This window comes from Mycobacterium sp. JS623 (genome assembly GCF_000328565.1).
Taxonomy (GTDB): Bacteria; Actinomycetota; Actinomycetes; order Mycobacteriales; family Mycobacteriaceae; genus Mycobacterium.
Window position 1 is genome coordinate 2,219,461 of the sequence record NC_019966.1, and the last position, 24,510, is coordinate 2,243,970.

Annotated in this window: 24 protein-coding genes; 15 read left to right on the forward strand and 9 right to left on the reverse strand. The window is 65.3% G+C overall.

Features of this window, described 5'->3' with window-relative positions:
* Positions 1 to 122: 122 nt before the first annotated feature.
* Positions 123 to 824: an IclR family transcriptional regulator gene (locus MYCSM_RS10800; RefSeq protein ID WP_015306186.1), complete on the reverse strand. Its 702-nt coding sequence runs from the start codon at positions 822 to 824 to the stop codon at positions 123 to 125.
* A gap of 39 nt (positions 825 to 863) precedes the next feature.
* Between MYCSM_RS10800 and leuC the strand changes: the two genes are divergently transcribed.
* The 3 genes from leuC (at position 864) to MYCSM_RS10815 (ending at position 3,734) form a co-directional block, all read left to right on the forward strand.
* Positions 864 to 2,297 carry a 3-isopropylmalate dehydratase large subunit gene (leuC, locus tag MYCSM_RS10805; RefSeq protein ID WP_015306187.1) on the forward strand — a complete coding sequence of 478 codons (1,434 nt, stop codon included), beginning with the start codon at positions 864 to 866 and terminating at the stop codon, positions 2,295 to 2,297.
* Between the two features lie 12 nt (positions 2,298 to 2,309).
* Positions 2,310 to 2,903 carry a 3-isopropylmalate dehydratase small subunit gene (leuD, locus tag MYCSM_RS10810; RefSeq protein ID WP_015306188.1) on the forward strand — a complete coding sequence of 198 codons (594 nt, stop codon included), beginning with the start codon at positions 2,310 to 2,312 and terminating at the stop codon, positions 2,901 to 2,903.
* Positions 2,904 to 3,095: 192 nt separating this feature from the next.
* Positions 3,096 to 3,734 carry an HU family DNA-binding protein gene (locus MYCSM_RS10815; protein WP_015306189.1) on the forward strand — a complete coding sequence of 213 codons (639 nt, stop codon included), beginning with the start codon at positions 3,096 to 3,098 and terminating at the stop codon, positions 3,732 to 3,734.
* 99 nt (positions 3,735 to 3,833) lie between these two features.
* Here the strand turns inward: MYCSM_RS10815 and MYCSM_RS10820 are convergent, their stop codons facing one another.
* The 3 genes from MYCSM_RS10820 to cofC form a co-directional block, all read right to left on the reverse strand.
* The gene (locus tag MYCSM_RS10820; protein WP_015306190.1) at positions 3,834 to 4,763 is read right to left on the reverse strand and encodes an NUDIX hydrolase; all 930 of its coding nucleotides are present in this window, start codon (positions 4,761 to 4,763) and stop codon (positions 3,834 to 3,836) included.
* 66 nt (positions 4,764 to 4,829) lie between these two features.
* Positions 4,830 to 6,983 (reverse strand): RNA degradosome polyphosphate kinase, encoded by a 2,154-nt coding sequence (locus MYCSM_RS10825; RefSeq protein ID WP_015306191.1) that lies wholly within the window; start codon positions 6,981 to 6,983, stop codon positions 4,830 to 4,832.
* A gap of 65 nt (positions 6,984 to 7,048) precedes the next feature.
* Entirely contained in the window at positions 7,049 to 7,702 is a 654-nt protein-coding gene (gene cofC, locus MYCSM_RS10830; RefSeq protein WP_015306192.1) for a 2-phospho-L-lactate guanylyltransferase, read from the reverse strand.
* A 143-nt stretch (positions 7,703 to 7,845) separates the two neighbouring features.
* Here cofC and MYCSM_RS10835 point away from each other — a divergent pair, with 143 nt between their 5' ends.
* The 3 genes from MYCSM_RS10835 to MYCSM_RS10845 all read left to right on the forward strand — a co-directional run bounded on the left by MYCSM_RS10835 (position 7,846) and on the right by MYCSM_RS10845 (position 11,194).
* Complete coding sequence (locus tag MYCSM_RS10835) at positions 7,846 to 8,826, forward strand: NAD(P)H-dependent glycerol-3-phosphate dehydrogenase (protein ID WP_085976611.1); 981 nt, start codon at positions 7,846 to 7,848, stop codon at positions 8,824 to 8,826.
* Positions 8,827 to 8,830: 4 nt separating this feature from the next.
* Positions 8,831 to 9,934, forward strand: coding sequence for a cystathionine gamma-lyase (locus tag MYCSM_RS10840; protein ID WP_015306194.1), 1,104 nt, complete (start codon positions 8,831 to 8,833; stop codon positions 9,932 to 9,934).
* A 138-nt stretch (positions 9,935 to 10,072) separates the two neighbouring features.
* The gene (locus MYCSM_RS10845) at positions 10,073 to 11,194 is read left to right on the forward strand and encodes a D-alanine--D-alanine ligase family protein (protein WP_015306195.1); all 1,122 of its coding nucleotides are present in this window, start codon (positions 10,073 to 10,075) and stop codon (positions 11,192 to 11,194) included.
* 237 nt (positions 11,195 to 11,431) lie between these two features.
* Here the strand turns inward: MYCSM_RS10845 and MYCSM_RS10850 are convergent, their stop codons facing one another.
* Positions 11,432 to 11,995 (reverse strand): DUF3515 domain-containing protein, encoded by a 564-nt coding sequence (locus MYCSM_RS10850; RefSeq protein ID WP_015306196.1) that lies wholly within the window; start codon positions 11,993 to 11,995, stop codon positions 11,432 to 11,434.
* Positions 11,996 to 12,005: 10 nt separating this feature from the next.
* Positions 12,006 to 12,248, reverse strand: coding sequence for an Lrp/AsnC ligand binding domain-containing protein (locus tag MYCSM_RS10855; protein ID WP_083906396.1), 243 nt, complete (start codon positions 12,246 to 12,248; stop codon positions 12,006 to 12,008).
* A gap of 73 nt (positions 12,249 to 12,321) precedes the next feature.
* On the opposite strand from MYCSM_RS10855, the gene MYCSM_RS10860 reads away from it, so the two are divergent.
* Positions 12,322 to 13,275: a thiamine-phosphate kinase gene (locus MYCSM_RS10860; protein ID WP_015306198.1), complete on the forward strand. Its 954-nt coding sequence runs from the start codon at positions 12,322 to 12,324 to the stop codon at positions 13,273 to 13,275.
* A 31-nt stretch (positions 13,276 to 13,306) separates the two neighbouring features.
* Complete coding sequence (locus MYCSM_RS10865; RefSeq protein WP_015306199.1) at positions 13,307 to 13,990, forward strand: uracil-DNA glycosylase; 684 nt, start codon at positions 13,307 to 13,309, stop codon at positions 13,988 to 13,990.
* 59 nt (positions 13,991 to 14,049) lie between these two features.
* Here the strand turns inward: MYCSM_RS10865 and rpmB are convergent, their stop codons facing one another.
* On the reverse strand, positions 14,050 to 14,244 hold the full coding sequence (gene rpmB, locus MYCSM_RS10870) for a 50S ribosomal protein L28 (RefSeq protein WP_015306200.1): 195 nt from the start codon (positions 14,242 to 14,244) through the stop codon (positions 14,050 to 14,052).
* A 227-nt stretch (positions 14,245 to 14,471) separates the two neighbouring features.
* On the opposite strand from rpmB, the gene MYCSM_RS10875 reads away from it, so the two are divergent.
* The 4 genes from MYCSM_RS10875 (at position 14,472) to MYCSM_RS10890 (ending at position 20,127) form a co-directional block, all read left to right on the forward strand.
* The gene (locus tag MYCSM_RS10875; protein ID WP_015306201.1) at positions 14,472 to 16,106 is read left to right on the forward strand and encodes a DAK2 domain-containing protein; all 1,635 of its coding nucleotides are present in this window, start codon (positions 14,472 to 14,474) and stop codon (positions 16,104 to 16,106) included.
* Between the two features lie 2 nt (positions 16,107 to 16,108).
* Positions 16,109 to 18,319: an ATP-dependent DNA helicase RecG gene (recG, locus tag MYCSM_RS10880; protein WP_015306202.1), complete on the forward strand. Its 2,211-nt coding sequence runs from the start codon at positions 16,109 to 16,111 to the stop codon at positions 18,317 to 18,319.
* Complete coding sequence (locus MYCSM_RS10885; RefSeq protein WP_015306203.1) at positions 18,316 to 19,023, forward strand: HNH endonuclease family protein; 708 nt, start codon at positions 18,316 to 18,318, stop codon at positions 19,021 to 19,023. Before recG ends, MYCSM_RS10885 begins: the two co-directional genes overlap by 4 nt.
* A gap of 135 nt (positions 19,024 to 19,158) precedes the next feature.
* Positions 19,159 to 20,127, forward strand: a complete 969-nt coding sequence (locus tag MYCSM_RS10890; protein WP_015306204.1) for a type IV toxin-antitoxin system AbiEi family antitoxin domain-containing protein — start codon at positions 19,159 to 19,161, stop codon at positions 20,125 to 20,127.
* Between the two features lie 49 nt (positions 20,128 to 20,176).
* Here MYCSM_RS10890 and MYCSM_RS10895 read toward each other — a convergent pair whose 3' ends face one another.
* Entirely contained in the window at positions 20,177 to 21,016 is an 840-nt protein-coding gene (locus MYCSM_RS10895) for an aldo/keto reductase (RefSeq protein ID WP_015306205.1), read from the reverse strand.
* Between the two features lie 5 nt (positions 21,017 to 21,021).
* Positions 21,022 to 21,852, reverse strand: a complete 831-nt coding sequence (locus MYCSM_RS10900; RefSeq protein WP_015306206.1) for an aldo/keto reductase — start codon at positions 21,850 to 21,852, stop codon at positions 21,022 to 21,024.
* Here MYCSM_RS10900 and MYCSM_RS10905 point away from each other — a divergent pair.
* The 3 genes from MYCSM_RS10905 to MYCSM_RS10915 are packed head-to-tail and all read left to right on the forward strand — an operon-like array spanning position 21,851 to position 24,500.
* Positions 21,851 to 22,945 (forward strand): alpha/beta hydrolase, encoded by a 1,095-nt coding sequence (locus tag MYCSM_RS10905; RefSeq protein ID WP_015306207.1) that lies wholly within the window; start codon positions 21,851 to 21,853, stop codon positions 22,943 to 22,945. The genes MYCSM_RS10900 and MYCSM_RS10905 overlap by 2 nt on opposite strands.
* Before the next feature lie 35 nt (positions 22,946 to 22,980).
* A complete protein-coding gene (locus MYCSM_RS10910; protein WP_015306208.1) occupies positions 22,981 to 23,871 on the forward strand; it encodes a DsbA family protein in 891 nt (296 codons plus the stop codon).
* Positions 23,868 to 24,500: a vitamin K epoxide reductase family protein gene (locus MYCSM_RS10915; RefSeq protein WP_015306209.1), complete on the forward strand. Its 633-nt coding sequence runs from the start codon at positions 23,868 to 23,870 to the stop codon at positions 24,498 to 24,500. The genes MYCSM_RS10910 and MYCSM_RS10915 overlap by 4 nt, the downstream gene beginning before the upstream one ends.
* Positions 24,501 to 24,510: the final 10 nt, after the last annotated feature.

Here is a 24,510-nt window from a genome sequence, read left to right on the forward strand (position 1 = left end):
TGGCTCTGGACCCGTATTCGGGTTCAGAGCCTTTTCTTTGTATCGCTCGACACTGCGGGTAGATCGAAGTTGTGTCGAGATTGCGATCGGACAGCAGCCTCGGCCGGTGCGGACAACGAGAATCAGAGCCGACGGGTCAGCGCATCCGCGGCGGCCAACAGGTCCGCTGCCCAGCGGGCGCCCGGTCGGCGTCCCATCCGGTCGATCGGCCCCGACACCGAGATCGCGGCGATGACCGTGCCGCGCCCGTCGCGCACAGGCGCCGAGACACTCGCAACGCCGGGTTCGCGCTCGGCAGCGCTCTGCGCCCACCCGCGCTTGCGAACCTCCGCAAGGGTGCGATCGGTGAACATCGCCGCGGGCAGCACGGCCTGCTGCGTCGCGGCATCGGCGTATGCCAGTAACACTTTCGCGCCCGAACCGGCCGTCATCGGTAACCGGGTGCCGACAGGCACCGTATCGCGAAGTCCCGCAGGCGGTTCCAGCGCAGCAACACAGATCCGCGCCGTGCCCTCGCGGCGATACAGCTGCACGCTTTCGCCCGTGATCTCACGCAGTCGCGGCAGCACCACCGCGCCCGCGGCCAGCAGTGGGTCGTGCACCTGTCCCGCCAATTCGGTCAGCGCCGGACCCAGCCGCCACAGACCGTCGCCGTTTCGACTCAGCAGCCGGTGCACTTCCAGTCCCGCGGCCAGGCGATGCGCGGTAGCGCGCGGCAGACCCGTGCGCTCACATAGTTCCGCCAACCCACATGGCGAGTCGCCCACCGCGTGCAGCACACCCACCGCTTTGTCCAGCACGCCGATGCCGCTATCCTGTCTCACAAGGAGATACTAGCTTCCCAGATTGTGAGATAGTCAAGCATGACCAGTGTCGACACGCCGCGCACGATGGCCGAAAAGGTGTGGGCCGACCACGTCGTCGCCCACGGCACAGGGAAAGGCGAGGCTCGCGAGCCCGACCTGATCTACATCGATCTGCACCTCATTCATGAGGTGACGAGTCCGCAGGCCTTCGACGGGCTCCGGCTCAACGGCCGCACGGTGCGCAGGCCGGACCTCACGATCGCCACCGAGGATCACAACGTGCCGACTGTCGACATCGACAAGCCGATCGCCGACCCGATATCGCGCACACAGGTCGAGACGTTGCGTCGTAATTGCGAAGAGTTCGGTATCCGGTTGCATCCGATGGGTGACGCCGAGCAGGGCATCGTGCACATCATCGGGCCGCAGTTGGGACTGACGCAGCCCGGCATGACGGTGGTGTGCGGCGACAGCCACACGTCAACGCACGGCGCGTTCGGTGCACTCGCGATGGGCATCGGCACGTCTGAAGTCGAGCATGTGTTCGCCACGCAGACTCTTGCGCTGCGTCCGTTCAAGACCATGGCGGTCAACGTGGACGGTCAGTTGCCGCCCGGAGTCAGCGCGAAGGACGTCATCCTCGCGGTGATTGCGAAAATTGGAACCGGCGGGGGACAGGGTCACGTCATCGAATACCGCGGCAGCGCCATCGAATCGCTCTCGATGGAGGGCCGGATGACGATCTGCAACATGAGCATCGAAGCCGGAGCGCGCGCCGGCATGGTGGCGCCGGACGAAACCACGTTCGAATTTTTGCGCGGTCGACCGCATGCACCGAAGGGCGCGCAATGGGACGCGGCGGTGGCCGCATGGCTGGCATTGCGCACTGACGAAGGGGCTGAATTCGACACCGAGGTGTATCTCGACGCGGCCACGCTGAGCCCGTTCGTCACGTGGGGCACCAACCCCGGGCAGGGCGTTCCGTTGTCGGATTCGGTTCCGGACCCCGAGCTGATGTTCGATGACGCCGAACGGCAGTCAGCCGAAAAAGCCTTGGCGTACATGGATCTTCGGCCTGGCACGGCGATGCGTGACATCGCGGTGGACGCCGTCTTCGTCGGGTCGTGTACCAACGGCAGGATCGAGGATCTGCGCGTCGTCGCCGACGTTCTGCGCGGACGCAAGGTGGCCGACGGAGTGCGGATGCTGATCGTGCCGGGTTCGATGCGCGTGCGCGCACAGGCCGAATCCGAAGGACTCGGGGAGATCTTCACCGCGGCCGGTGCGCAGTGGCGACAAGCCGGGTGCTCGATGTGTCTTGGAATGAATCCAGACCAGCTGTCGCCGGGCGAGCGTTGCGCGTCGACATCGAACCGAAATTTCGAGGGCAGGCAGGGCAAGGGTGGTCGCACGCATCTGGTGTCGCCTGCAGTCGCTGCGGCCACCGCTGTGCGAGGGAAGCTGTCGTCGCCGGCCGAGCTTACTCAGTAAGAGGAGAACGTCATGCAAGCGTTTCGCACACACACAGGTATCGGCGTTCCGTTGCGCCGGTCGAATGTGGACACGGACCAAATCATCCCGGCCGTCTATTTGAAGCGGGTCACCCGAACAGGTTTCGAGGACGGCCTATTCGCGGCTTGGCGTAACGATCCGTCTTTCGTTCTGAATCTGCCGCCCTTCGACAAGGGCTCAGTCTTGGTCGCTGGACCCGATTTCGGCACGGGCTCGTCACGCGAACATGCCGTCTGGGCGCTGATGGACTTTGGTTTCAGGGTCGTCATCTCATCGCGATTCGCCGATATTTTTCGCGGCAACGCGGGCAAGGCCGGACTGTTGGCGGCCGAAGTCGCGCAAGATGATGTGGAACTCCTGTGGAAGCTCATTGAGGAGCAGCCGGGGGTGGAAATCACTGTGGATCTTCAAGATCGGAATATCGTCGCGGGAACGGTCATGGTGCCGTTCAAGATTGACGATTACACCGCCTGGCGATTGCTCGAGGGTCTCGACGATATAGGTCTTACGCTGCGGAAACTCGATGAAATCGAGACCTACGAAGCGAGTCGGCCGAACTGGAAACCGCACACTCTGCCGGCGTGACTCAACGGCTCCGGTGAGCCGAAATCGCCGCCTTTCACCCGCTTCTCGGGGCCCCCGGCAGGAGTTCAAGGGGGGCAAGAAAGTTCGCTAGTTTCGCTTGAAATTGCGCGTGGCTCTTGGAAATCAGTGGTCGTTGGGTTTACCGTGTCCACTAGTCGGTCCAAAGAGGGCCACTGGTTTCGGAGGTTTTGCATGAACAAAGCGGAGCTCATCGACGTACTCACGGAGAAACTGGGCTCGGATCGTCGGTCGGCAACCGATGCGGTGGAGAACGTCGTCGACACCATCGTGCGTGCGGTTCAAAAGGGTGACAGCGTCACCATTACCGGCTTCGGTGTTTTCGAACAGCGCCGTCGTGCCGCTCGTGTCGCGCGCAACCCGCGCACCGGCGAGACCGTGAAAGTCAAGCCAACATCTGTGCCGGCCTTTAGGCCCGGTGCTCAGTTCAAAGCGGTTATCTCTGGCGCACAAAAACTCCCGGCGGAAGGACCAGCAGTGAAACGTGGCGCAACCGCGGGCGGCGCCCGCAAGGCTGTGAAGAGGGCGGCCGTCAAGAAGGCAGTGAAGCGGACTGCCGCCAAGAAGGCTGTGAAGCGGACTGCCGCCAAGAAGGCAGTGAAGCGGACCGCAGCCAAGAAGGCAGTGAAGCGGACCGCAGCCAAGAAGGCTGTGAAGCGGACTGCCGCCAAGAAGGCAGTGAAGCGCACTGCCGCTAAGAAGGCCGTGAAGAAGGCCGCTGCTAAGAAGGCTCCGGCCAAGAAGGCTGCCGCCAAGAAGACAGCACGCAAGGCTCCGGCGCGCAAGGCTCCGGCCAAGCGCGGCCGTCGCTAAATTTCGGCATCGGGCACGCCGTGGGTCACCTGACCCGCGGCGTGTCTGTGCGTCGTGAGTTCGGTGGAACCCCGCGCATTTTGGATTTACCTGCGTCCGCTACTTCTTAGCGGCCAGCGGGCTGCCGATGTGGTCGGCGGCGATCAAGCGTCCGTCGCTGAGCGACATCACCCACATGCTGCCCTTGCGGTTGCGTGATTTGTCGGGGCGCACTCCGTCACGCTCGCACCACCACGAGATCAGATCGGGAATCACCTTGCCCTGGGTGCAGATCACGGGGGTGCCCCCTGCCGCGGCGATTTCGAGGATGCGGTGCCTGGCCGTCTTACGATTGTCCGCATAGGCCTCTTCGGTCAGCGCCGGCTCATCGGTGATCGTGGTGCCAAGTTCCTCGGCGAGCGGTTCGAGTGTCTGATGGCAGCGCACGCGGTTCGCGGCGTAGAGCGTATCGGCGCCGAACGACAGAAGCACTCCGACCAGAGACTCGGCCTGGGCACGGCCGTGCTTGTCCAGTGGCCGCTTGCGATCGTCGCCCTTGTACCGCGACTTACTGCCTGCTGTCCCATGCCGCACGATCAGCACGGTCTTAGTATCGATAGGTTGTTTTACAAAGCGGCGCAACACTTTTCGATCGTGCGGGTACTCGAGGTGCTTCAACGCCTCGGTGACAGGTAGCCACTTGAGGTCGTCGACCTCGGCGTTCGGGCTGAACTCGCCGTCGACTCTGCGCGCCGCCCAGTACCGCACCTTTTTGATGCCCTGCTCGACGGGATAGCTGACTGCGGCGAGTCGCCTGCCGAGGATCGACTCGTAGCCCGTCTCCTCGTGTACTTCGCGCACCGCGGTGACAGGTTCGGTCTCGCCGGGATCGACCTTGCCTTTGGGTAGTGACCAGTCGTCGTAACGCGGACGATGGATGATCGCCACCTCCGGTGCCGATGGGTCACCGTTGTGCCGCCACAGCACTGCGCCGGCCGCGAGGACGGCCTTGTTCGCCGGGGCAGCATCGGAGGAAAGTTCCTTCGGCACCTCAACTCCTGCAGGTCATCCGGCCCCGGCGGGGCGCCACCTGGATCGTCAGTGACACCGTCAGGCTCACGGATGTCTGTGGCGGTCCATCAGCGACACCTGATGATCGCGTACGGTCTCGCCCGCGCTTGGCAACGCCGTCCAGTGCCCGTCGGCACCCAGCTCCCAGCATCGCGTGGCGGGATCCATAGTCGAGTCGAACACGTCGTTCAATTGAGCGGTCAGCCTCGGATCCTTGACTTGTGCCATCACTTCGACGCGTCGGTCGAGATTACGATGCATCATGTCGGCGCTACCGATCCAGAACTCGTCGATGGCGCGGAAATGAATAATTCGCGAGTGTTCGAGGAACCGGCCGAGAATCGAGCGCACGACGATGTTGTCGGAGTAACCCTGGGCGCCTGGCTTTAGCGCGCAGATGCCGCGCACCACCACTTCTACTTTCACGCCCGCCTGAGAAGCGCGGTACAGGGCATCGATGACCTGCTCGTCGACCAATGCGTTTGCCTTCATCCGAATCCGGCCCTCGGCGCCGTCGCGGGTGGCCGCGATCTCGCGCTCGATGCGTTCGATGATGCCCTTGCGCACGCCGTAGGGCGCAACCAACAGGTTGCGGTAGGACTCCTTGCGGGAGTAGCCGGTCAGCGAGTTGAACAGATCGGTGAGGTCGGCGCCGATGTCGGGTGCCGCGGTCAGCAAGCCGACATCTTCATATAGCCGGGCGGTTTTGGGGTTGTAGTTGCCCGTGCCGATGTGGCAGTACCGCCGGATGGTCGAGCCCTCGCGTCGCACCACCAAACACGTCTTGCAGTGCGTCTTGAGTCCGATCAACCCGTAGACGACATGCACGCCCGCGCGTTCCAGCGCGCGGGCCCACTTGATGTTGGCCTGTTCATCGAAGCGTGCCTTGATCTCAACGAGCGCAACCACCTGTTTGCCCGCGGCAGCGGCGTCGATGAGCGCGTTGACAATCGGTGAGTCACCGGAGGTGCGGTACAGCGTCTGCTTGATGGCCAGCACGTTGGGATCGGCCGCGGCCTGCTCGATGAACCGTTGCACCGTGGTGGAAAACGAGTCGTAGGGGTGGTGGACGAGCACATCGCCGTCGCGAAGCGTCGAGAAGATGCTCTTGGGCGTTTCGCGTTCGCCGAAGGCAGGCGGTGTCGCTGGCACGAACGGCGGATCTTTGAGCGCCGGGCGGTCGACACCGTAGATCTGCCACAGCGACGACAAATCGAGCAGCCCAGGCACTTCGATCACATCGCCGGGGTCGACGTCGAGTTCGCGCAACAACAATTCGAGCATGCTCTCGGTCATGTCGTCGGACACCTCGAGACGGACCGGCGAGCCGAATCGGCGGCGCGCCAGTTCTCGTTCGAGCGCCTGCAGCAGATCCTCGTCGCGATCCTCTTCGACCTCGAAATCAGCGTTGCGAGTGATACGGAACGCGTGATGCTCGACGACATCCAGGCCGGGGAAGAGGACCGACAGGAACGCGGCGATCAACTCTTCCATCGGTAGGAACCGCACGACGTCGGAACTGCCTTCGCGGCGCGCGAGTTCCACGAAGCGGTCGACGTTGTCGGGCACCTTGATGCGCGCGAAGTGCTGGCCGCCGTCGTCGGGATGTTTGACGGTGATCGCCAGATTCAAGCTCAACCCGCTGACGAATGGGAACGGATGCGCGGGGTCGACGGCCAGGGGAGTCAAAACGGGAAAGACTTGTTCGTGGAAGTACGTCGACAGTCGCGACCGCTCGTCGTCGTCGAGTTCGGCCCACGTGACAATGACAACGCCCTCATCGGCGAGCGCGGGGCGCACCGAGTCGAGGAAAACGTGCGCGTGCCTGTCGGCGATCTGCTGGGTGCGCTCATTGATGCGGCGCAACTGCTCGCGCGGTGAGAGACCGTCGGCCGAACGCACCGACAGCCCCATTTCGTCGCGGCGCTTCAGACCGGCGACGCGCACCATATAGAACTCGTCGAGGTTGGACGCAAAGATCGCCAGGAACTTCGCCCGTTCGAGCAGTGGTAACGAGGTGTCGGCGGCCAGCGCGAGTACGCGGGCGTTGAAATCCAGCCAACTCAGTTCGCGATTGAGATACCGATCCTCGGGCAGCGGGTTCTCGATCGCGGGCGACGTCGCTGCCGGTGGTGCCTCAGGCGCCGAGTCGACCAAGTCCGCGCCGTCGGTTCGGATCGGGGCTTCGGCTTCCGTCATGTTCCGATGATCCCTTATTGACGAGGCGCCCGGCTACCGCGGTGGGGCATCCCGTCGCTTGCTGTTCATCTCGGGCGCCCGATGGCCTGCACGGTTGCGGTGCCGACGCCGAGTCGGCGGGCGACAAGCAGGTCGTCGGGTGTGTCGATGTCGCACCGCAACCCCGGCCATGCACCGGTCAGCTCGATGGCCCCTGAATGTCGATGGCGCTGAGCGGAATCAGGTCCGAAATGAGGATCGAGGCCGACGCCGAAGGCAAACAACGCTGAGGTTCCGGTGCCGTGCCGGTCGCCGACGAAGCTGCGCGGGTAGCCGCGGGCGCCGGCGATCGCCTCGGCGAGTTCCTGCGGTTGTAGTGCGGGCAAGTCACCTTGCAGCGCAACGACATTCGGAGTCTCCTGGCGGATCGCACTTTCGGCGGCCGCGATGGCGTTGTTCAACGGATCGCGGTGCCCCGCAGGCGTCGGGTCGACAAGCACGCGTGCGCCAAGCGCTCGGGATGCGTCGGCGGCAACCTCATCGGGGGTGACCACGGTGATCGAGTGCAGCGCGGGGACGGCCGACGCCGCGTTGATGGTGTCGATCAGCATGGCCAGCACCACGTTTTCCCGGGTGGCAGCCGAGAAAACCGGCGCCAACCTGGTCTTGGCTGCAGTCAGTCGCTTGACTGCAATCACCAGCGCGACGTCGGCGGCGTCGCTGGTTCTGGTGCCGCTCATGAGCGCCATCCTGCCAGGCCCGACCATCGCACTTTGGAGGTGACGGCCGAGTGAGCATCGCAGGCGCCGTGAGGCGCCGAGGAGCGGAGCGAGGGCAGAACCGAACCATCAACTAATGTGAAACGGTGGTCGAGGCGGCGGTGATGGGAGCCGGTGCGTGGGGGACGGCACTGGCGAAGGTCCTGGCTGATGCAGGTAACAACGTCACATTGTGGGCGCGTCGTCCCGAATTGGCCGACGAGATCAACGACACCCAGCGCAACACCTCTTATTTAGGTGATACGGAGCTGCCGAAGTCGATCCGCGCGACCAGCGACCCGGCCGAAGCACTGGGCGGCGCATGCACAGTGCTGTTCGCTGTGCCATCGCAGACGATGCGGACGAACCTCGAGCGCTGGACGGGGCTGATCGGCGGCGACGTCACGCTGGTGAGTCTGGCCAAGGGCATCGAGCTGGATACCCTGATGCGGATGAGTCAGGTCATCGCGCAGGTGACGGGAGCTGACCCGGCCCGAGTCGCGGCGATCACCGGTCCCAACCTGGCCAGCGAGATCGCCGATGAACAGCCGGCGGCCACGGTGGTCGCCTGCAGCGACTCCGGCAGAGCGGTGACCTTGCAGCGCGCGCTGTCGACCGGCTACTTCCGCCCGTACACCAACGCCGATGTGATCGGAGCCGAAGTCGGCGGTGCATGCAAGAACGTGATCGCGTTGGCCTGCGGCATGGCCGCCGGTGTCGGGTTGGGGGAGAACACCGCAGCGGCGATCATCACTCGCGGCCTCGCCGAGATCATGCGGCTGGGAATCGCGTTGGGCGCCAAACCCGCAACGATGGCGGGGCTTGCCGGTGTGGGCGACTTGGTGGCGACGTGCACATCCGTCCGCTCGCGCAACCGCTCCTTCGGCGAGCGGCTCGGTAGGGGCGGCACGGTGGAGTCGGCGATGGCGGCCGCCGGCGGTCACGTCGCCGAGGGCGTCTTCTCGTGTGAGTCGGTGCTCGCACTTGCGGAAAGCTACGACGTCGAGATGCCGCTCACCGACGCGGTGCAGCGAGTCTGCCACAAGGGATTATCGGTCGACGAGGCGGTTGCGCTGCTGCTGGGGCGCAGCACCAAGCCGGAGTAGACGGATGAACGGCACCTACGGGGATTCCACTCGCAGCGTCAAAGCCGTTGGCTCGGAGGCAATTCCGGGTAACCCGGTGGCGCCCCCGCCCGTTCCGGCATCGAGCTATCATCTCTCGCCTGACGAGACCGAACCGCTGGACAGCTACGGCCGCAGCTCGAATCCGACATGGCGTCAACTGGAATCGGCACTGGCCGAACTCGAAGGCGCCGCGTCGGCCTTGACGTTCGCTTCCGGCATGGCCGCAATCACGTCGGCGCTGCGTGTGCTCGCCAAACCCGGCACCAAACTGGTGGTACCGGCCGACGGCTACTATCAAGTTCGCCGCTATGCCGCGGAATACCTTGCACCACAGGGAGTTACGGTCGTCGAAGTGTTCAGTGCGGACATGTGTGTAGCGTCGGCGGACGCCGATGTGGTGCTGGCAGAAACACCGTCCAACCCGGGGCTGGACGTCGTCGATCTGCACCACCTTGCGATGGACTGCCGCGGGCGCGGCGCCACGCTGATCGTCGACAACACCACCGCGACACCGCTTGGCCAGCAGCCGCTGTCGATGGGCGCCGATCTGGTGGTGGCCAGCGCGACGAAAGCGCTTTCGGGGCATAGCGATTTGCTTGCCGGCTATGTCGCGGGCAGCCAACCCGAACTGATGCAGGCGCTCGAACGCGACCGTCTGCTGGCCGGACCGATTCTCGGTGCGTTCGAGGCGTGGCTGGTATTGCGCAGTCTCGGCAGCGCGGGTCTGCGGTTTGAGCGGCAATGTCAAAACGCGCAGGCGCTCGCCGTGGCGCTGCGGGCACATCCTGCGGCTAAGTCGGTGCGGTATCCCGGTCTGCCCGATGATCCGTCGCATCCGGTCGCCACACAGCAGATGAAGCGCTACGGCGGGCTCGTCGCGGTGGAATTCGAGGACGCCGCCGCAGTGCACGCACTCGTCGAGCGCAGTGCGCTGTTGATCGCGTCGACCAGCTTCGGTGGCATTCACACGTCGGTGGACAGGCGCGCCCGCTGGGGAGATGCGGTCAGCGACGGGTTCGCCCGTATCTCGCTGGGCATCGAGGACACCGACGATCTGATCGCCGACATCGAGGAGGCGCTGGGGTAGGCGGCTTCGCCGGAATCAGGTTCCGGTACGCATTTGAGCCATTTACGTGCAAGAACTCTGTTCTCGGTGGCTGCGTCGGCTTTGCCCGCCATCGCTAGATCGTGCGGCTTTCCGCCAGAGCGGTAGCCTCTCTAGGTTGTGACTGCCCACCAGTCCGGCAAAACCGGACGCATCCGCGTCGCTGTCGTCTACGGCGGGCGCAGCTCCGAGCACGCCATTTCGTGCGTTTCCGCCGGCAGCATCCTGCGCAATCTCGACCCCGAGCGATTCGAGGTGGTCGCGGTCGGCATCACGCCGGGCGGATCGTGGGTGCTGACCGACGGTCGTCCTGAGACGCTCGCGATCACCGACGGCCGACTGCCCGAGGTCAGCGGGGCATCGGGTACCGAACTGGCCTTGCCCGCCGACCCTGTTCGCGGCGGTCAGCTGTTGTCGCTCGGGCAGGGCGGCGAGATGCTCGAGGCGGTCGACGTCGTGTTTCCCGTCCTGCACGGACCTTACGGAGAGGACGGCACTATCCAAGGGCTGCTCGAACTCGCCGGTGTGCCGTACGTCGGAGCGGGCGTGCTGGCCAGCGCGACGGGCATGGATAAGGAATTCACCAAGAAGCTGCTTATCGCCGACGGGCTGCCGGTCGGCGACCACGTCGTGCTGCGGCCGCGCCAGCACACTGTCGAACTCGAGGATCGCGAGCGGCTCGGACTACCGGTGTTCGTCAAGCCCGCGCGCGGTGGCTCGTCCATCGGCGTCAGCCGCGTCACGGCATGGGACCAGCTGCCCGCCGCAATCGAGCTGGCTCGCAGGCATGACCCGAAGGTGATCGTCGAGGCGGCGATACCTGGACGCGAATTGGAGTGCGGCGTCCTGGAATTCCCGGACGGCCGGGTCGAGGCCAGTACGGTCGGCGAGATTCGGGTCGTGGGTGTGCGTGGCCGTGAGGACGCGTTCTACGACTTCGAGACCAAGTATCTCGATGACGCCGCCGAACTCGACGTGCCGGCCAAGATCGATGATGAACTCGCAGATACGGTGCGGCAGTTGGCTATTCGAGCTTTCAACGCCGTCGACTGCCAGGGACTTGCCCGCGTCGACTTCTTTCTGACCGACGACGGGCCGGTGGTCAACGAGATCAACACCATGCCCGGCTTCACGACCATCTCGATGTACCCGCGGATGTGGGCGGCCAGCGGCGTGGATTATCCAACCCTGTTGGCCACCATGGTCGAAACGGCGCTGCGCCGCGGCACCGGCCTGCGTTAGACATCCTGCCGTAAGTGGCATCGGCTCCTACCTCCGTAGGAGAGCAAAGACCGGACTTGGGCACGATGTGTCCGCTGTGCAGATTTTCTAGCTTTGATTCATGACATGGGCATTCGCTACGCCGGTACCGCACAACAACATTCGGCGTCGTGCGCACATTTGTGCTGCCGTCGCTGATCACGCTGCCGGGCCGGTGGTTCTGGTGGCCATCGTGGATGACCACGCACCGAGTGCGTCCTATCGCACGGGTGCGGGATCAATCGGCTTTGCGGGCAACGATTTTGCGATGATGTCCGAGATCTCCTGTATCGGCGTCGGACCGGATCCCTGCGGCAATGTCAACGCCACGTACACCGCACGGTCGACGGCGAACCATGTGCTGCGGCCTTGATCGGCGGCTGGGTCATTGCCCGCCCCTGCTTCGCCCACCCGGAACCACTGCACGGCGTTGACCACTTGGAGCGGGGAGCCGACGACGAACTCCGCAGGCCGGTCGAGGCCGCATCGCACAATGATCGGCTCGCCTGCCGCCGTCCACGCGGCCGCCCCTGCCGGTGCGGGCTGCGCCGCCGGGGCACGGTGATAGTCACCCAGTTGTTCCGGCAGGGCGCCGAGGAGCGCTCGGCATTCGGCGCTGTCGCCCTTGGGTGCGGGCACGGACGCGATCGCGACGGGTTGTTGGCTGGGTGGGGACTGCTGCAGCGCGGCGACGACGAGGATGCCGATGACCGCGCCGACCGCCACGACCAGCGCGGCGATCAGCAGCGCCCGCGGGGGCCCGTCGCGGGTCTCGGCAGTCACGGCCCAAACTCTAAGGGCCCACTCCGTTGGCAATCGGGCAGGTCAGCGTCCGGGTGATGCCGGTGACCTGCTGCACGCTCGGAACGACGTTGGCGTGCAGGTCGGCTAGGGTGTCGGCGCGGATTCGGGCCACCACGTCGTATGGGCCGGTGACGTATTCCGACGACAACACGCCGGGGAGGCCGGCGAGCTGCTTGGCGACGACCTCGGCGCGGCCCACCTCGGTCTGGATCAGCATGAAAGCCTCTACCACCCGTTTCCCTCCGTCTGGCTGCATAGACTGCTGGCCGCAGGGCCCAAACGTACCGCAGCCCACCGGAGGTGACATGGCGAGCGAAGAGGCCGAGACACTGGCTGGGGTGGGGGAGTTCGCCGTCATCGACCGTTTGGTTGCGGGTCGGCGGCTGCCCGAGACAGTGCAATTGGGACCCGGGGATGACGCGGCCGTGGTGAGCGCGACCGATTCCCGCGTTGTCGTCTCCACGGACATGCTCGTCGAAGGGTTCCATTTCCGGCTGGATTGGTCATCGCCGCACGACATCGGCCGTAAGGCGATCGCGCAGAATGCCGCGGACATCGAGGCGATGGGCGCATCGACCACCGCCTTCGTCGTCGCCTTTGGCGCACCCGGCGATACGCAGACAAAGTTGGCGCTCGAACTGGCCGACGGCATGTGGCACGAGGCCGGGCTGCTGGGCGCGGGCATCGCCGGCGGTGATCTGGTCAGCGCGCCGCAGTGGGTGATCGCGGTGACCGCGCTGGGCGATCTGGCCGGTCGCGCAGCGGTACGCCTCGATGGGGCGCGCCCAGGCGACGCCGTCGCGGTGGTGGGGGACCTCGGCTGGTCTGCTGCCGGATATGCGTTGTTGCGCAACGGCATTGGAGGATTTGACGCATTGCGTCGCCGGCATCTGGTGCCGGAACCTCCCTACGGGCAGGGCAGGGTGGCCGCCGATGCAGGCGCCACGGCGATGACAGACATCTCCGACGGACTGGTGGCCGACCTCGGGCATATCGCGCAAGCCTCAGGAATCGGCATCGATCTGTCGCGTGACGCGCTGGAGACACATCACGACGCGCTCTTGGGGGCGGCCGGCGAGATGGCGATGGACCCGTGGGTGTGGGTGCTTGCGGGCGGCGAGGACCATGCATTGGTCGCAACGTTCGCCGGTGAACCGCCGGCCGGCTGGACCACGATCGGGCGCGTGCTCGACGGTGCTCCCCGCGTTCTGCTGGATGGTGAGCAATGGCACGGCGACACGGGCTGGCAGTCGTTTTGACCGCCGGCGGCGCACGCTAGGTTGACGAGTCATGACCGCACGCCCGCTGACCGAACTCGTCGAAGAGGGCTGGGCCGCCGCGCTGGAGCCGGTTGCCCCGCAGGTCGCGGAGATGGGCGAGTTTCTGCGGGCCGAAATCGCGGCGGGACACCGGTATCTGCCCGCGGGCCCGAATGTGTTGCGCGCGTTCACCTTTCCGTTCGACCAAGTCCGGGTACTCATCGTCGGACAGGATCCGTACCCGACGCCGGGGCATGCAGTGGGATTGAGCTTCTCGGTGGCACCCGATGTGCGGCCGCTGCCGCGCAGTCTGGACAACATCTTCGCCGAATACGGCAAGGACCTGGGGTTTCCGCCGCCTTCCAACGGTGACTTGTCGCCGTGGGCGGAGCGCGGCGTGATGTTGCTGAACAGGGTGCTCACCGTGCGCCCGGGCACTCCGGCCTCGCATCGCGGCAAGGGCTGGGAAGCGGTGACCGAATGTGCGATCAGGGCGCTGGTGGCCCGTCGGCAGCCGCTTGTTGCGGTGTTGTGGGGTCGCGACGCGTCGACACTCAAGCCGTGGTTAGAAGGAGAAGAGTGCGTGGCGATCGAGTCGCCGCATCCGTCGCCGCTCTCGGCGTCGCGCGGGTTCTTCGGCTCGCGACCATTCAGCCGCGCCAACGAATTGCTTGAGAAGATGGGCGCCGAGCCGATCGACTGGCGCCTTCCTTGACTCGTTACTGAGCGCGTGTGTCGAGTCCGGGACGCAGTACCACCGTCGGTAGGGGGCGGTTAGCCGCGCGAGACCTTGCCCGCCTTGATGCACGAGGTGCAGACGTTGACGCGCTTCTTGTTCCCACCGGGGTGGGTCACGGCGCGCACGGTCTGGATGTTGGGGTCCCAACGACGGCTGGTCCGGCGATGGGAGTGCGACACCGACTTGCCGAAGCCGGGGCCCTTTCCGCAGATCTCGCAGACGGCAGCCATATCTAGAACTCCTCGAATCAGTACTTTGGGGGTCTGGGCCTTTCGCCGGAAACCGGCGTGGGTGATCCCGACAACCTGACCAGGATACCGGCCGGAACAGGGAACGCCAAAAACGCATCCACCGGCCCGAACGTCGTGCCGAGCTGTCAGCGATCCTAGCTAGGCTGGCGCCCACGGCGGCATCCAGTGATGGGGTGGCGCGAGCGCCACATTTGATGGAGGTTTGGATGTCGGCTCGGCGGCTCGATGCCTCCGCTTTGCGGCACTGGGCGCATACCGCCGTCGGAGACCTCATTTCCCATACCGACGAGATCAACCGGCTCAATGTGTTCCCGGTCGCCGACGCCGATACCGGCACAAACATGCTGTTCACGATGCGTTCTGCGTGGGCGCAGGCGGACATGCACGCCGACAGCGACGACGTCACCGAGATCGCGGCCGCCCTGGCCGCAGGCGCGTTGCACGGCGCCCGAGGCAACTCGGGTGTCATCCTGTCGCAGATCTTGCGGGGCCTGGCCGACGTCGTCACATCGGCGGCTGCAGACCGTAACGGAGCGTTCGCCGACATCGACGGACCTGTTTTCGCGGCGGCGCTGCGTCATGCAGTCGGCCTGGTCGTCGCGTCGATGGGGGAGCCGGTGCCCGGGACCATCGTCTCGGTGCTGCAGGACGCGGCGGGGGCAGCCGAGCACGCGGACGCCGACGGTGCGGGCCTCGCCGAGGTGGTTTCCGCAGCCGCCGAGGCCGCGGCGGTCGCGCTGGACAAGACCACCGGACAGCTCGACGTCCTGGCCGAGGCCGGCGTGGTGGACGCCGGTGGCCGCGGCCTGCTGGTATTGCTTGACGCGATGAGCACGACGCTGACGGGTCGCGCGCCGCATCGCCACGAATACCAGCCGTCGCCGCCGGAGGCCGACGCCGCCGTCACCGCGGTGGCCGCGCCGCAGTTCGAGGTGATGTACCTGCTCAGTGGTTGCGACGCCGGCGGTGTCGAAACGCTGCGCGAGCGGCTGGAGCAGTTGGGCGAATCAGTAGCCATCGCGGCCTCGACCGACGGCGCAGGCCACTACTCGGTGCATGTCCACGCCAACGATGCAGGAGCCGCCGTGGAGGCGGCCTTATCGGTCGGGACGCCGAGCCGGATCCAGATCACGTCGTTGTCCGCCGGTTCGGGTGCACGGCCCGCCGGCGGATGGAGCCGCGAACGCGCAGTCCTCGCGGTAGTCGACGGCGACGGGGCTGCGGAACTGTTCGACGGCGAGGGCGCACACGTGTTGCGGCAGGAAGCCGATGCGCCGGTGAGCGCCAAGCACCTGCTGCATGCGCTCGTCAACACCGGCGCGGCGCAAATCATGGTGTTGCCCAACGGCTATGTCGCCGCCGAGGAACTGGTCGCGGGCTGCACCGCGGCGATCGGTTGGGGCATCGATGTTGTCCCAGTACCTGCGGGGTCGATGGTTCAGGGGCTCGCGGCGCTAGCGGTACACGACGCCGAGCGGCAGGCCGTCGACGACGGCTACACGATGGCCCGGGCGGCGGCGAGCGCCCGGCATGGCTCCGTCCGCGTGGCCACCGAGGAGGCGCTGACGTGGGCGGGCACCTGTAAGCCGGGCGACGGGCTGGCGATCTCGGGTGACGAGGTGCTGATTGTCGGCAACAGCATCACCGAGGCCGCCGCGGGTCTGATCGACCTGCTGCTGGCCTCTGGCGGTGAACTCGTGACGGTGTTGACCGGTGCCGGGGTCGACGGCAGCGTCGGCGAAGCGTTGCAGGAACACGCGCATCGTCATCATCCGGGCACGGAGTTGGTGAGCTATCACACCGGCCACCGCGGCGACGCGCTGCTGATCGGGGTGGAGTAGCTGTGGCCGCCCTGACCGACCGACTCGAGTACGTCCTCGGCAAAAAAGCCGCGGATCCGCTCGCGGAGCACTTCGAAATGCGCACCGTCAACGACCTGTTGCGGCATTACCCGCGCAGGTACAGCGACGGACTGACGGTGCTCGGTGAGGGTGAGGAGCTCGAGGAAGGCGATCACGTCACGTTCGTCGACACCATCGCGAAGGCGGAAACCAGGTGGACGAATCGGCCGCCGAAGCGCGAGTATCTCGTTGTCACGCTTCGTGATCGGCGACCGAAGGTGACGGCGACCTTCTTCAATGCAAAGTTTCTGAAGAAGGGCCTGGTCCAGGGCACCCGCCTGATGCTGTCGGGAGAAGTCGGATTCTTCAAGGGCACAATGCAATTGACACATCCGGCGTTTTTTGTGCTCGACTCGCCCGGTGGTCGGCAGTTCGGTACCAAATCGCTCAAGACGATTGCTGCGGCGTCGGATGCAACCGGTGACGACCTACTGGCGGTGTTCGAGCGGGACTTCTTCCCGATCTACCCGGCGAACAATAAAGTGCAGAGCTGGGACATCTATGCGTGCGTGCGCCAGGTCCTTGACGTGCTCGACCCGATCAAGGAGCCCCTGACGAAAACCGTTCTACAGCAACGGAATCTGATAACCGAAGATGAAGCGCTACGCGCCATCCATCTTGCCGAGAACACCGCTGAGCGTGAACGTGCACAGGAACGGCTCACGTTTGATGAAGCAGTCGGTCTGCAGTGGGCCTTGGTGGGACGGCGATATGGCGAATTGAGCGAATCTGGTCCCGTCGCCAAGCCCGTCGACGGCGGCCTGCTGAGCGCGATGCGCGACCGGTTGCCGTTCGAATTGACCGAAGGTCAAGAGGACGTGCTCGGCGTGGTTTCGGCCGAATTGGCCGCGAGCAAGCCGATGAACCGCATGCTGCAGGGCGAAGTCGGCTCCGGCAAGACCATCGTCTCCGTGCTGGCGATGTTGCAGATGATCGACGCCGGATACCAATGCGCACTCCTCGCGCCTACGGAAGTCCTTGCCGCCCAACACGCTAGGTCCATCCGCGATGTCCTCGGACCGCTGGCGATGGCCGGCCAGCTTGGCGGAGCAGACCGCGCGACACGTGTCGCGTTGCTGACCGGATCCATGTCGCCTCAACAGAAGCGTGAGGTACGTGACGAAGTCGCATCTGGCCAGGCGGGCATCGTCATCGGCACACATGCGCTGTTGCAGGATGCGGTGGAGTTCAAAAAGCTCGGCATGGTGGTCGTCGACGAACAACATCGGTTCGGTGTCGAGCAGCGAGACCGGTTGCGCGCCAAGGCCCCCGAGGGACTGACGCCGCATCTACTGGTGATGACGGCGACTCCGATTCCGCGCACCGTCGCACTCACGGTGTACGGAGACCTCGAAACGTCGACTCTGCGGGAGCTCCCGCGTGGCCGCCAGCCCATCACGACAAACGCGATTTTCGTCAGGGAGAAACCGGCGTGGCTGCAGCGGGCCTGGCAGCGCATCATCGAAGAAGTCGGCGCCGGTCGCCAGGCATACGTTGTCGCGTCGCGTATCGATGAGAACGACAAACCGGCCAAGGATGATCAGGGGCCACCGCCGACGCCTGTGGTGACGCTCTACGAACAACTGCGCAAGGGGGCGCTCTCTGGATTACGACTGGGCTTGATGCACGGTCGACTGCCAAGCGATGAGAAGGACGCCGTGATGTCGGCGTTCCGTGCCGGTGAGATCGATGTCCTGGTGTGTACCACCGTCATCGAGGTCGGCGTCGATGTGCCGAACGCAACGGTGATGGTGGTGGTGGATGGCGACCGATTCGGCATCAGCCAGTTGCACCAACTTCGCGGGCGCATCGGCCGCGGCGAGCATCCCAGCCTCTGCTTGCTGGCCACCCAACTGCCGGAGGGATCAAAGGCGGGCCAACGACTGAAGGCTGTCGCAGGCACTCTGGACGGTTTCAAGCTCGCCGACCTCGACCTGGAGGAACGCAAAGAGGGAGATGTGTTGGGGCTCAGCCAATCTGGTCGCCCGATCACGCTGCGATTCCTCTCGCTGTCCCAGCACCTGAACATCATCGTTGCCGCCCGTGAGCTGTGTGAGGAGCTATACGAGAAGGATCCCGACCATCCCGGAATGGCCGCGCTGGCCGCGCCGTTCACGAATGCCGATCGGGTCGAATACCTGGACAAGACGTGAGCCGCAACAGGCTGCTCTGGCTGGTGCTCTCGGTTGTATTGGCGGTCGTGGTCGCCATTCAGGTGACGGCGACATCTGACGACCGTACCCAGTTCGTCGCCCAGGCCGACATCCCCACCGTCGCACCGGGTGTCGATGTGCTCGCAGACATTCCGGAGATACCGGTCCGAATCCGAAGCTACGACTATCACCGGGATGCCTTCGGCGACACGTGGACCGACGACAACCCGGCGCCCGGCGGTCACAACGGCTGCGACACCCGCAACGACATCCTCGACCGCGACCTCGTCGACAAGACGTACGTGTCAATCAAGCGGTGCCCCAAGGCCGTTGCGACGGGCACGCTGCACGATCCGTACACCAACGCCACCGTGCCGTTCACCCGCGGCGCGCAGGTCGGCGCGGCGGTGCAGATCGACCACATCGTCCCCCTGGCATTGGCGTGGGACCTGGGCGCCCGCAACTGGCCCGACGACATGCGGGTGCGGTTCGCCAACGATCCGGCGAATCTCCTTGCCGTCGAAGGCCAGGCGAACCAGGACAAGGGCGACAAGGAGCCCGCCGTGTGGATGCCGGCGAACACCGCATTCCGCTGCCAATACGCGATGCAGTTCATCGCTGTGCTGCGCGGCTACGGTCTGCCAGTCGATGCGCCGTCAGCGACAGCGCTGCGCGACGCCGCGGCGACCTGCCCGACGGGCTAGGTGTACACGGTTAACGGGTTGATCATTCATGCCAGGCGTGAGTGATCAACCCGTTAAGCCGCCTCAACTGGGTTGTCCACAAGAATCCGCGCCGCTCGCTGGCTGAGAGTTGGCCGTGGTGCGACTCTGATAGCCATGGCGCGGCGGGCGTGGCATCTCGACCATGTCGAGCACCTGGTCTGGGCGCAGGATGGCGTCGTCGCCCGCCGTCAGATCCTTGCCGCCGGTGGCACCGACGGCGACATCACTCGATTCCTGCGTAGGCGCGAACTGAGCCAGGTCCATCGCGGCATCTACGTCAACCACACCGGTCGGCTGACCTGGACACAGCGGCAATGGGCTGGGGTGCTTGCGTATTGGCCCGCCGCGCTGGCTCACACGTCGGCATTGCCCGACCCGCCGACCGTGGTTCTGCACGTCGCGGTGGCGCCGGGGCGGAACCTGCGGCCGTTGCAGCGGATCATCCTTCATCGGACGCCGGACTTCGAGACACGTGCCGAACTTCACCGCAGCCCGCCCGCGATTCGCGTCGAGCACGCAATGATCGATGTCATCGCCGACGAGCTCGGCCGTGGCCAGGTGCGGGAGGCCTTCGCCGTACTGGCGCGTGTCTGCTCGACCCGTCGCACCAGCCCTGACCGCATCCTTCGGACGTTGGCGGGGCGTCGACGTGTCACGGGCCGCGGCACCTTGGAGGCGATGCTGGCAGATCTGCGCGACGGCGCCTGCTCCGTGCTGGAGCAGGGCTATCTGCATCGCGTCGAGCGCGCGCATGGATTGCCAACGGGCGAGCGTCAGACACACAGCACCGTGACCGGCCAATCCACCTACCAGGACGTGCGGTACCGCGAGCAAGGTGTCGTCGTCGAGCTCGACGGTCGAGCGTTTCACGATTCGCTGGATGACCGCGATCGAGATGCCTTGCGCGATCTTGCCGAGTTGAGCCAGTCAGGGCTCACCACAACGCGGGTGACGTACGGCCTCGTTTACGGTGATGCATGCCGCACAGCCAGGCTGATCGCCGATCTACTCCGTCAGCGCGGTTGGCTCGGCCGCCTGCGAACCTGCCCGAATTGCCCAGCGGGGCTTGCCTTAACGGGTTGATCATTCATGCCAGGCGTGAGTAATCAACCCGTTAAGCCGCCTCAACGGGCTAGGTGCCCGTGTAGGTTTCCGGATTCGGGCGGAAGCGCGTGCCGTCGTCGAGGCCGTTGAGTGTGGCCATCTCGTCGTTAGTCAGCTCGAAGTCGAACACGTCGAGGTTCGACTTGATCCGCTCCGGGTTCGCCGAGCGTGGGATCACCACGTTGCCGAGCTGAATGCTCCAGCGGATCAGCACCTGCGCCGGCGTCTTGCCGTGCGCCTGCGCGACCGACACGACCGTCGGATTTTCCAACAGCTTGCCAACACCAAGCGGGCCGTAGGCCTCGGTGACGATGCCGTACTCGGCGTTGACCGCCCGCAGCTCGGCCTGATTCAACAGCGGGTGTAGCTCGATCTGATTGACGGCCGGGGTGAAGTACGACAAGTCGATGACGTTCGACAGGTGCTCGGCGTGAAAGTTGGACACCCCGATGGATTTGGTGAAGCCGTCCTCCCTGCGCTTCATCAGCCCGCCCCAGCTGTCGACGTACTTGCCTGCGTCGCCGGCGGGCCAGTGGATCAGGTACAGGTCGACGTAATCGAGGCCGAGCCGCTCGAGGCTGGCCGTCAGCGCCTCCTGCGAGGAACCGAAACCTTGATCCTCGGTGGCCAGCTTGGTCGTGACGAACAGCTCATCGCGGGGCACCCCCGACGCGGCGATCGCGCGACCGACCGCGGCCTCGTTGCCGTAGGCGGCCGCGGTGTCTATCAACCGGTAGCCGGCTTCCAGCGCCGCCGACACGGCCTGCTCGGTCTCGGAGTCCGACAGCTCGGCGACGCCGAGGCCGATCACCGGGATCGTGTTCTCGTCGTTGAGAGTGATAGTGGGAATCGCGGCCGCCGACGTCATTGCACCTACCCTGTGAAGTTGAATGTCCGTGGATCGGGCCCCAGTCGTGTTCCGTCGCCCAGCGACGAGATGGACGCCATCTCCTGCTCGCTCAGCTCGAAATCGAACACGTCGAAGTTACTCACAATTCGCTCGGGGGTCACCGACTTCGGGATGACTATATTGCCGAGTTGGATATGCCACCTAATCAGTGCCTGTGCTGGCGTTTTGCCGTGGGCCTCGGCGACGGCCGTGACTGTTGGATTGCTCAGCAGCGACCCTTGACCCAGCGGGCTCCACGCTTCGGTCGCGACACCCAGCTGAGCATGAACCTCCCGCAACTCCTGCTGCTGCAGCAGCGGATGCAACTCGATCTGGTTGACGGCAGGGACGATTCCGGTGGCGTCCATCAGGATTCGCAGGTGTTCTGGTTCGAAGTTGCTGACCCCGATCGACCGGATCCGGTGCTGGTCGCGCAGATGCGCAAACGCCTTGAAGGTTTCGACGAACAGGTTCTTCGCGGGCATCGGCCAATGGATGAGGTAGAGGTCCAGGTACTCCATACCGAGGCGCTCCATGCTGGCGTCGAATGCCGCGAGCGTGCTGTCGTAGCCCTGGTCGGCGTTCCACAGCTTGGTGGTGACGAAGACATCCTCGCGGGGTAGACCGGACGCCGCGACGGCCTTACCCACTTCGCGCTCATTGAAGTACCCTGCGGCGGTGTCGATGTGCCGATACCCGGCCTCCAGTGCGGTCGTCACCGCGCGCTCGGTGTCTTCGGCCGGCGTCTGCCAAACACCGAGCCCAACCTGAGGCATCGAGTTTCCGTCGTTGAGAGTGATCAAGGGAGAAGCCATGACTCAAAGTCTGCCAGCACAGGCGCCTTGGAGTCCGACCCGCAAGGACGTGATCATCAACGCCGCAGCGGGCGTGACACTGCGCAACCTGGCGCGGATTCCCGACGCGGTCAAAAGGCTGTTGCTCGGCAGTCGGTCGGTCACGATCGACGGCAACACCTTGGACACCACGCTGCAGTTGATGCTCGCCGGGCAGAAGGCAACCGGCATCAACGGGCTGGCGGCCGAGGATGACGTCGTCGCGTCGCGGGCCCGACTCGAGATCTTGGCGGCCAGCTTCAAGCAGCACATCCCGGTGGCGAAGGTGACCAATGTCTCGATCCCCGGTCCCGCAGGCCCCATCCCCGCGCGGCACTACAGCCCGGGAACCAAACGGGCTGCACTGCTGGTCTTCTACCACGGCGGCGGTCAGGTGATCGGCAGCCTCGACACCCATGACGATCTCTGTAGGAAGATCTGCCGCGACGGCGGCATGCACGTGCTGTCCGTCGACTATCGGCTCGCACCCGAGCACAAGGCACCGGCCGGGGCCGAAGACGCGTTCGCAGCGTTCGTGTGGGCGCGCGAACACGCCGGTGACCTCGGAGCCGACGTCGATCGGGTGGCTGTCGGCGGCGACAGCGCAGGCGGAAACCTCGCGACGCTGGTTGCACAGCGCGCACGCAACGACGGGCCCGGACTGCCGGCGCTGCAACTCCTGATCTATCCCGTGACCAATTACCGCGACGAGACGCGCTCTCAGACGCTGTTCGCCGAGGGCTACTTCCTGACCAAACATGACTTGAATTGGTTTCGTCATCAGTTCCTCGACGGCGCGCAGCTCGACGCATCTGACCCGCGGGTGTCGCCGCTGCTGGCCGACGACCTCACCGGACTGCCGCCCGCGCTTGTGCTTTCGGGCGGGTTCGACCCCCTGCGCGACGAGGACCAGCAGTACGTCGACGCGATGCGCGCCGCCGGTGTTGCCGTCGACCACCGGCATTTCGGCTCGCTAGTACACGGCTGGGCCAACTTCTTTCCGCTCGGTGGCGGCAGCGCGTCGGCGACGACGGAAATGATCTCCGCGCTGCGCGCCCATCTCGCCCGCGCATGAAAAGCCTGATCTGAGGCGCCGGTACTCTTGACGCCGTGGCGACCAAACCCAAGAAGCAAGCCAGCTACGACCTGAAGGCAGCAGACCGCAAGCGCAACCTCGCGATCCAGATCGGGCTGACCGCGGTTGTGGTGATCTTCGCCGTCGCGCTGGTGCTCTACATCGTGATGTCGGGCGACAAGAAGCCCGTGTCGGGCGATGCCAAGGCCATCCGCGTCGCCTCGAGCAACGTCATCAAGAAGGAAGGCAGCAACGACCCCAAGGTCGTGCTGTCGATGTACGAGGACTTCCTATGTCCGCACTGCGGCGTGTTCGAGCAGCAGTTCGGGCCGACCGTGAGCAAGCTGATCGACAGCGGTGCCGTCGCCGCTGACTACTACATGGTCGCCATCCTGGATCGGCAGGGCAACGGATACTCGTCGCGCGCCGCGAATGCCGCCTATTGCGTGGCCGACGAATCCATCGATGCGTTCCGTCGTTTCCACGCTGCGCTCTATGCGCAGCAGCCCCAAGAGGGGGCAGGCGTGTACCCGGACAACGCGCGATTGATCGAAGTCGCCCGCCAGGCGGGTGCGGGAGGCAAGGTCCCGGATTGCATCAACAAGGGTCGCTACACCGAGATGTCGCAGGGATTGGCCGCGGCCGCCGGCATTCAGGCGACCCCGACCATCCGCATCAACGGCCAGGATTACCAATTCACCACGCCCGACGCGTTGGTCGCCAAGATCAAGGAAACCGTCGGTGATGTTCCCGGCCTGACCGCCGCGCCGGCGGCACCGGCACCGACGCCACCGGGCGCACCGCCCGCCCAGGCCCCGGCATCGCCCGCACCGGCGCCGCCGACGACGCCAGTAGCCGCACCTGCACCCGTGCCGGTCCCGGCATCGAGCGCACCGTCGATCGCGCCGCCGACAACAACGCGATGACTGTGACCGCGCCCAGCGACGTCCAGCCGAGCGAACCCGTGGCCGAAGCGCCGAACGGGGTGTCGGTCGGGCGAGCCGGCGCGGTGTGGATTCTGGTCGCAGGCGTCGTCGGGCTCGCCGCAGCGCTGACGCTGACGGTCGAGAAGATCGAGATTCTGATCAACCCCGAGTATGTGCCGTCGTGCAGCATCAACCCGGTGCTGTCGTGCGGTTCGGTGATGATCACCCCGCAGGCATCGGCGTTCGGCTTTCCCAACCCGTTGATCGGCATCGTCGCCTTCAGCGTGGTGGTGGTGACGGGTGTGCTCGCACTGGCCAAAGTGAGCTTGCCGCGGTGGTATTGGGCCGGTTTGGCCGCAGGCACGCTGCTGGGCGTGGTGTTCATTCACTGGCTGATTTTCCAGAGCCTGTACCGCATCGGCGCGCTGTGCCCGTACTGCATGGGCGTATGGGCGGTCACCATCCCGCTGCTTGTCGTGGTCGCCTCGATCGCGCTGCAGCCCTTGGAGTCGAACGCGGTCGCGCGGGTGCTCTACACCTGGCGGTGGTCGCTGGTGGCGTTGTGGTTCACCGCGCTGGTCTTGATGATTCTCGTGCGGTTTTGGGACTACTGGTCGACGCTGATTTAGTCAGCGTCAT

What these genes read in the sequence shown, in the direction of transcription:
- leuC (WP_015306187.1), top strand. Translation starts at nt 864, where the DNA reads ATGACCAGTGTCGACACGCCGCGCACGATGGCCGAAAAGGTGTGGGCC.
- leuD (WP_015306188.1), top strand. Translation starts at nt 2,310, where the DNA reads ATGCAAGCGTTTCGCACACACACAGGTATCGGCGTTCCGTTGCGCCGG.
- MYCSM_RS10815 (WP_015306189.1), top strand. Translation starts at nt 3,096, where the DNA reads ATGAACAAAGCGGAGCTCATCGACGTACTCACGGAGAAACTGGGCTCG.
- MYCSM_RS10825 (WP_015306191.1), bottom strand. Translation starts at nt 6,983, where the DNA reads ATGACGGAAGCCGAAGCCCCGATCCGAACCGACGGCGCGGACTTGGTC.
- cofC (WP_015306192.1), bottom strand. Translation starts at nt 7,702, where the DNA reads ATGAGCGGCACCAGAACCAGCGACGCCGCCGACGTCGCGCTGGTGATT.
- MYCSM_RS10835 (WP_085976611.1), top strand. Translation starts at nt 7,846, where the DNA reads ATGGGAGCCGGTGCGTGGGGGACGGCACTGGCGAAGGTCCTGGCTGAT.
- MYCSM_RS10840 (WP_015306194.1), top strand. Translation starts at nt 8,831, where the DNA reads ATGAACGGCACCTACGGGGATTCCACTCGCAGCGTCAAAGCCGTTGGC.
- MYCSM_RS10860 (WP_015306198.1), top strand. Translation starts at nt 12,322, where the DNA reads ATGGCGAGCGAAGAGGCCGAGACACTGGCTGGGGTGGGGGAGTTCGCC.
- MYCSM_RS10865 (WP_015306199.1), top strand. Translation starts at nt 13,307, where the DNA reads ATGACCGCACGCCCGCTGACCGAACTCGTCGAAGAGGGCTGGGCCGCC.
- rpmB (WP_015306200.1), bottom strand. Translation starts at nt 14,244, where the DNA reads ATGGCTGCCGTCTGCGAGATCTGCGGAAAGGGCCCCGGCTTCGGCAAG.
- MYCSM_RS10875 (WP_015306201.1), top strand. Translation starts at nt 14,472, where the DNA reads ATGTCGGCTCGGCGGCTCGATGCCTCCGCTTTGCGGCACTGGGCGCAT.
- MYCSM_RS10890 (WP_015306204.1), top strand. Translation starts at nt 19,159, where the DNA reads ATGGCGCGGCGGGCGTGGCATCTCGACCATGTCGAGCACCTGGTCTGG.
- MYCSM_RS10895 (WP_015306205.1), bottom strand. Translation starts at nt 21,016, where the DNA reads ATGACGTCGGCGGCCGCGATTCCCACTATCACTCTCAACGACGAGAAC.
- MYCSM_RS10905 (WP_015306207.1), top strand. Translation starts at nt 21,851, where the DNA reads ATGACTCAAAGTCTGCCAGCACAGGCGCCTTGGAGTCCGACCCGCAAG.
- MYCSM_RS10900 (WP_015306206.1), bottom strand. Translation starts at nt 21,852, where the DNA reads ATGGCTTCTCCCTTGATCACTCTCAACGACGGAAACTCGATGCCTCAG.
- MYCSM_RS10915 (WP_015306209.1), top strand. Translation starts at nt 23,868, where the DNA reads ATGACTGTGACCGCGCCCAGCGACGTCCAGCCGAGCGAACCCGTGGCC.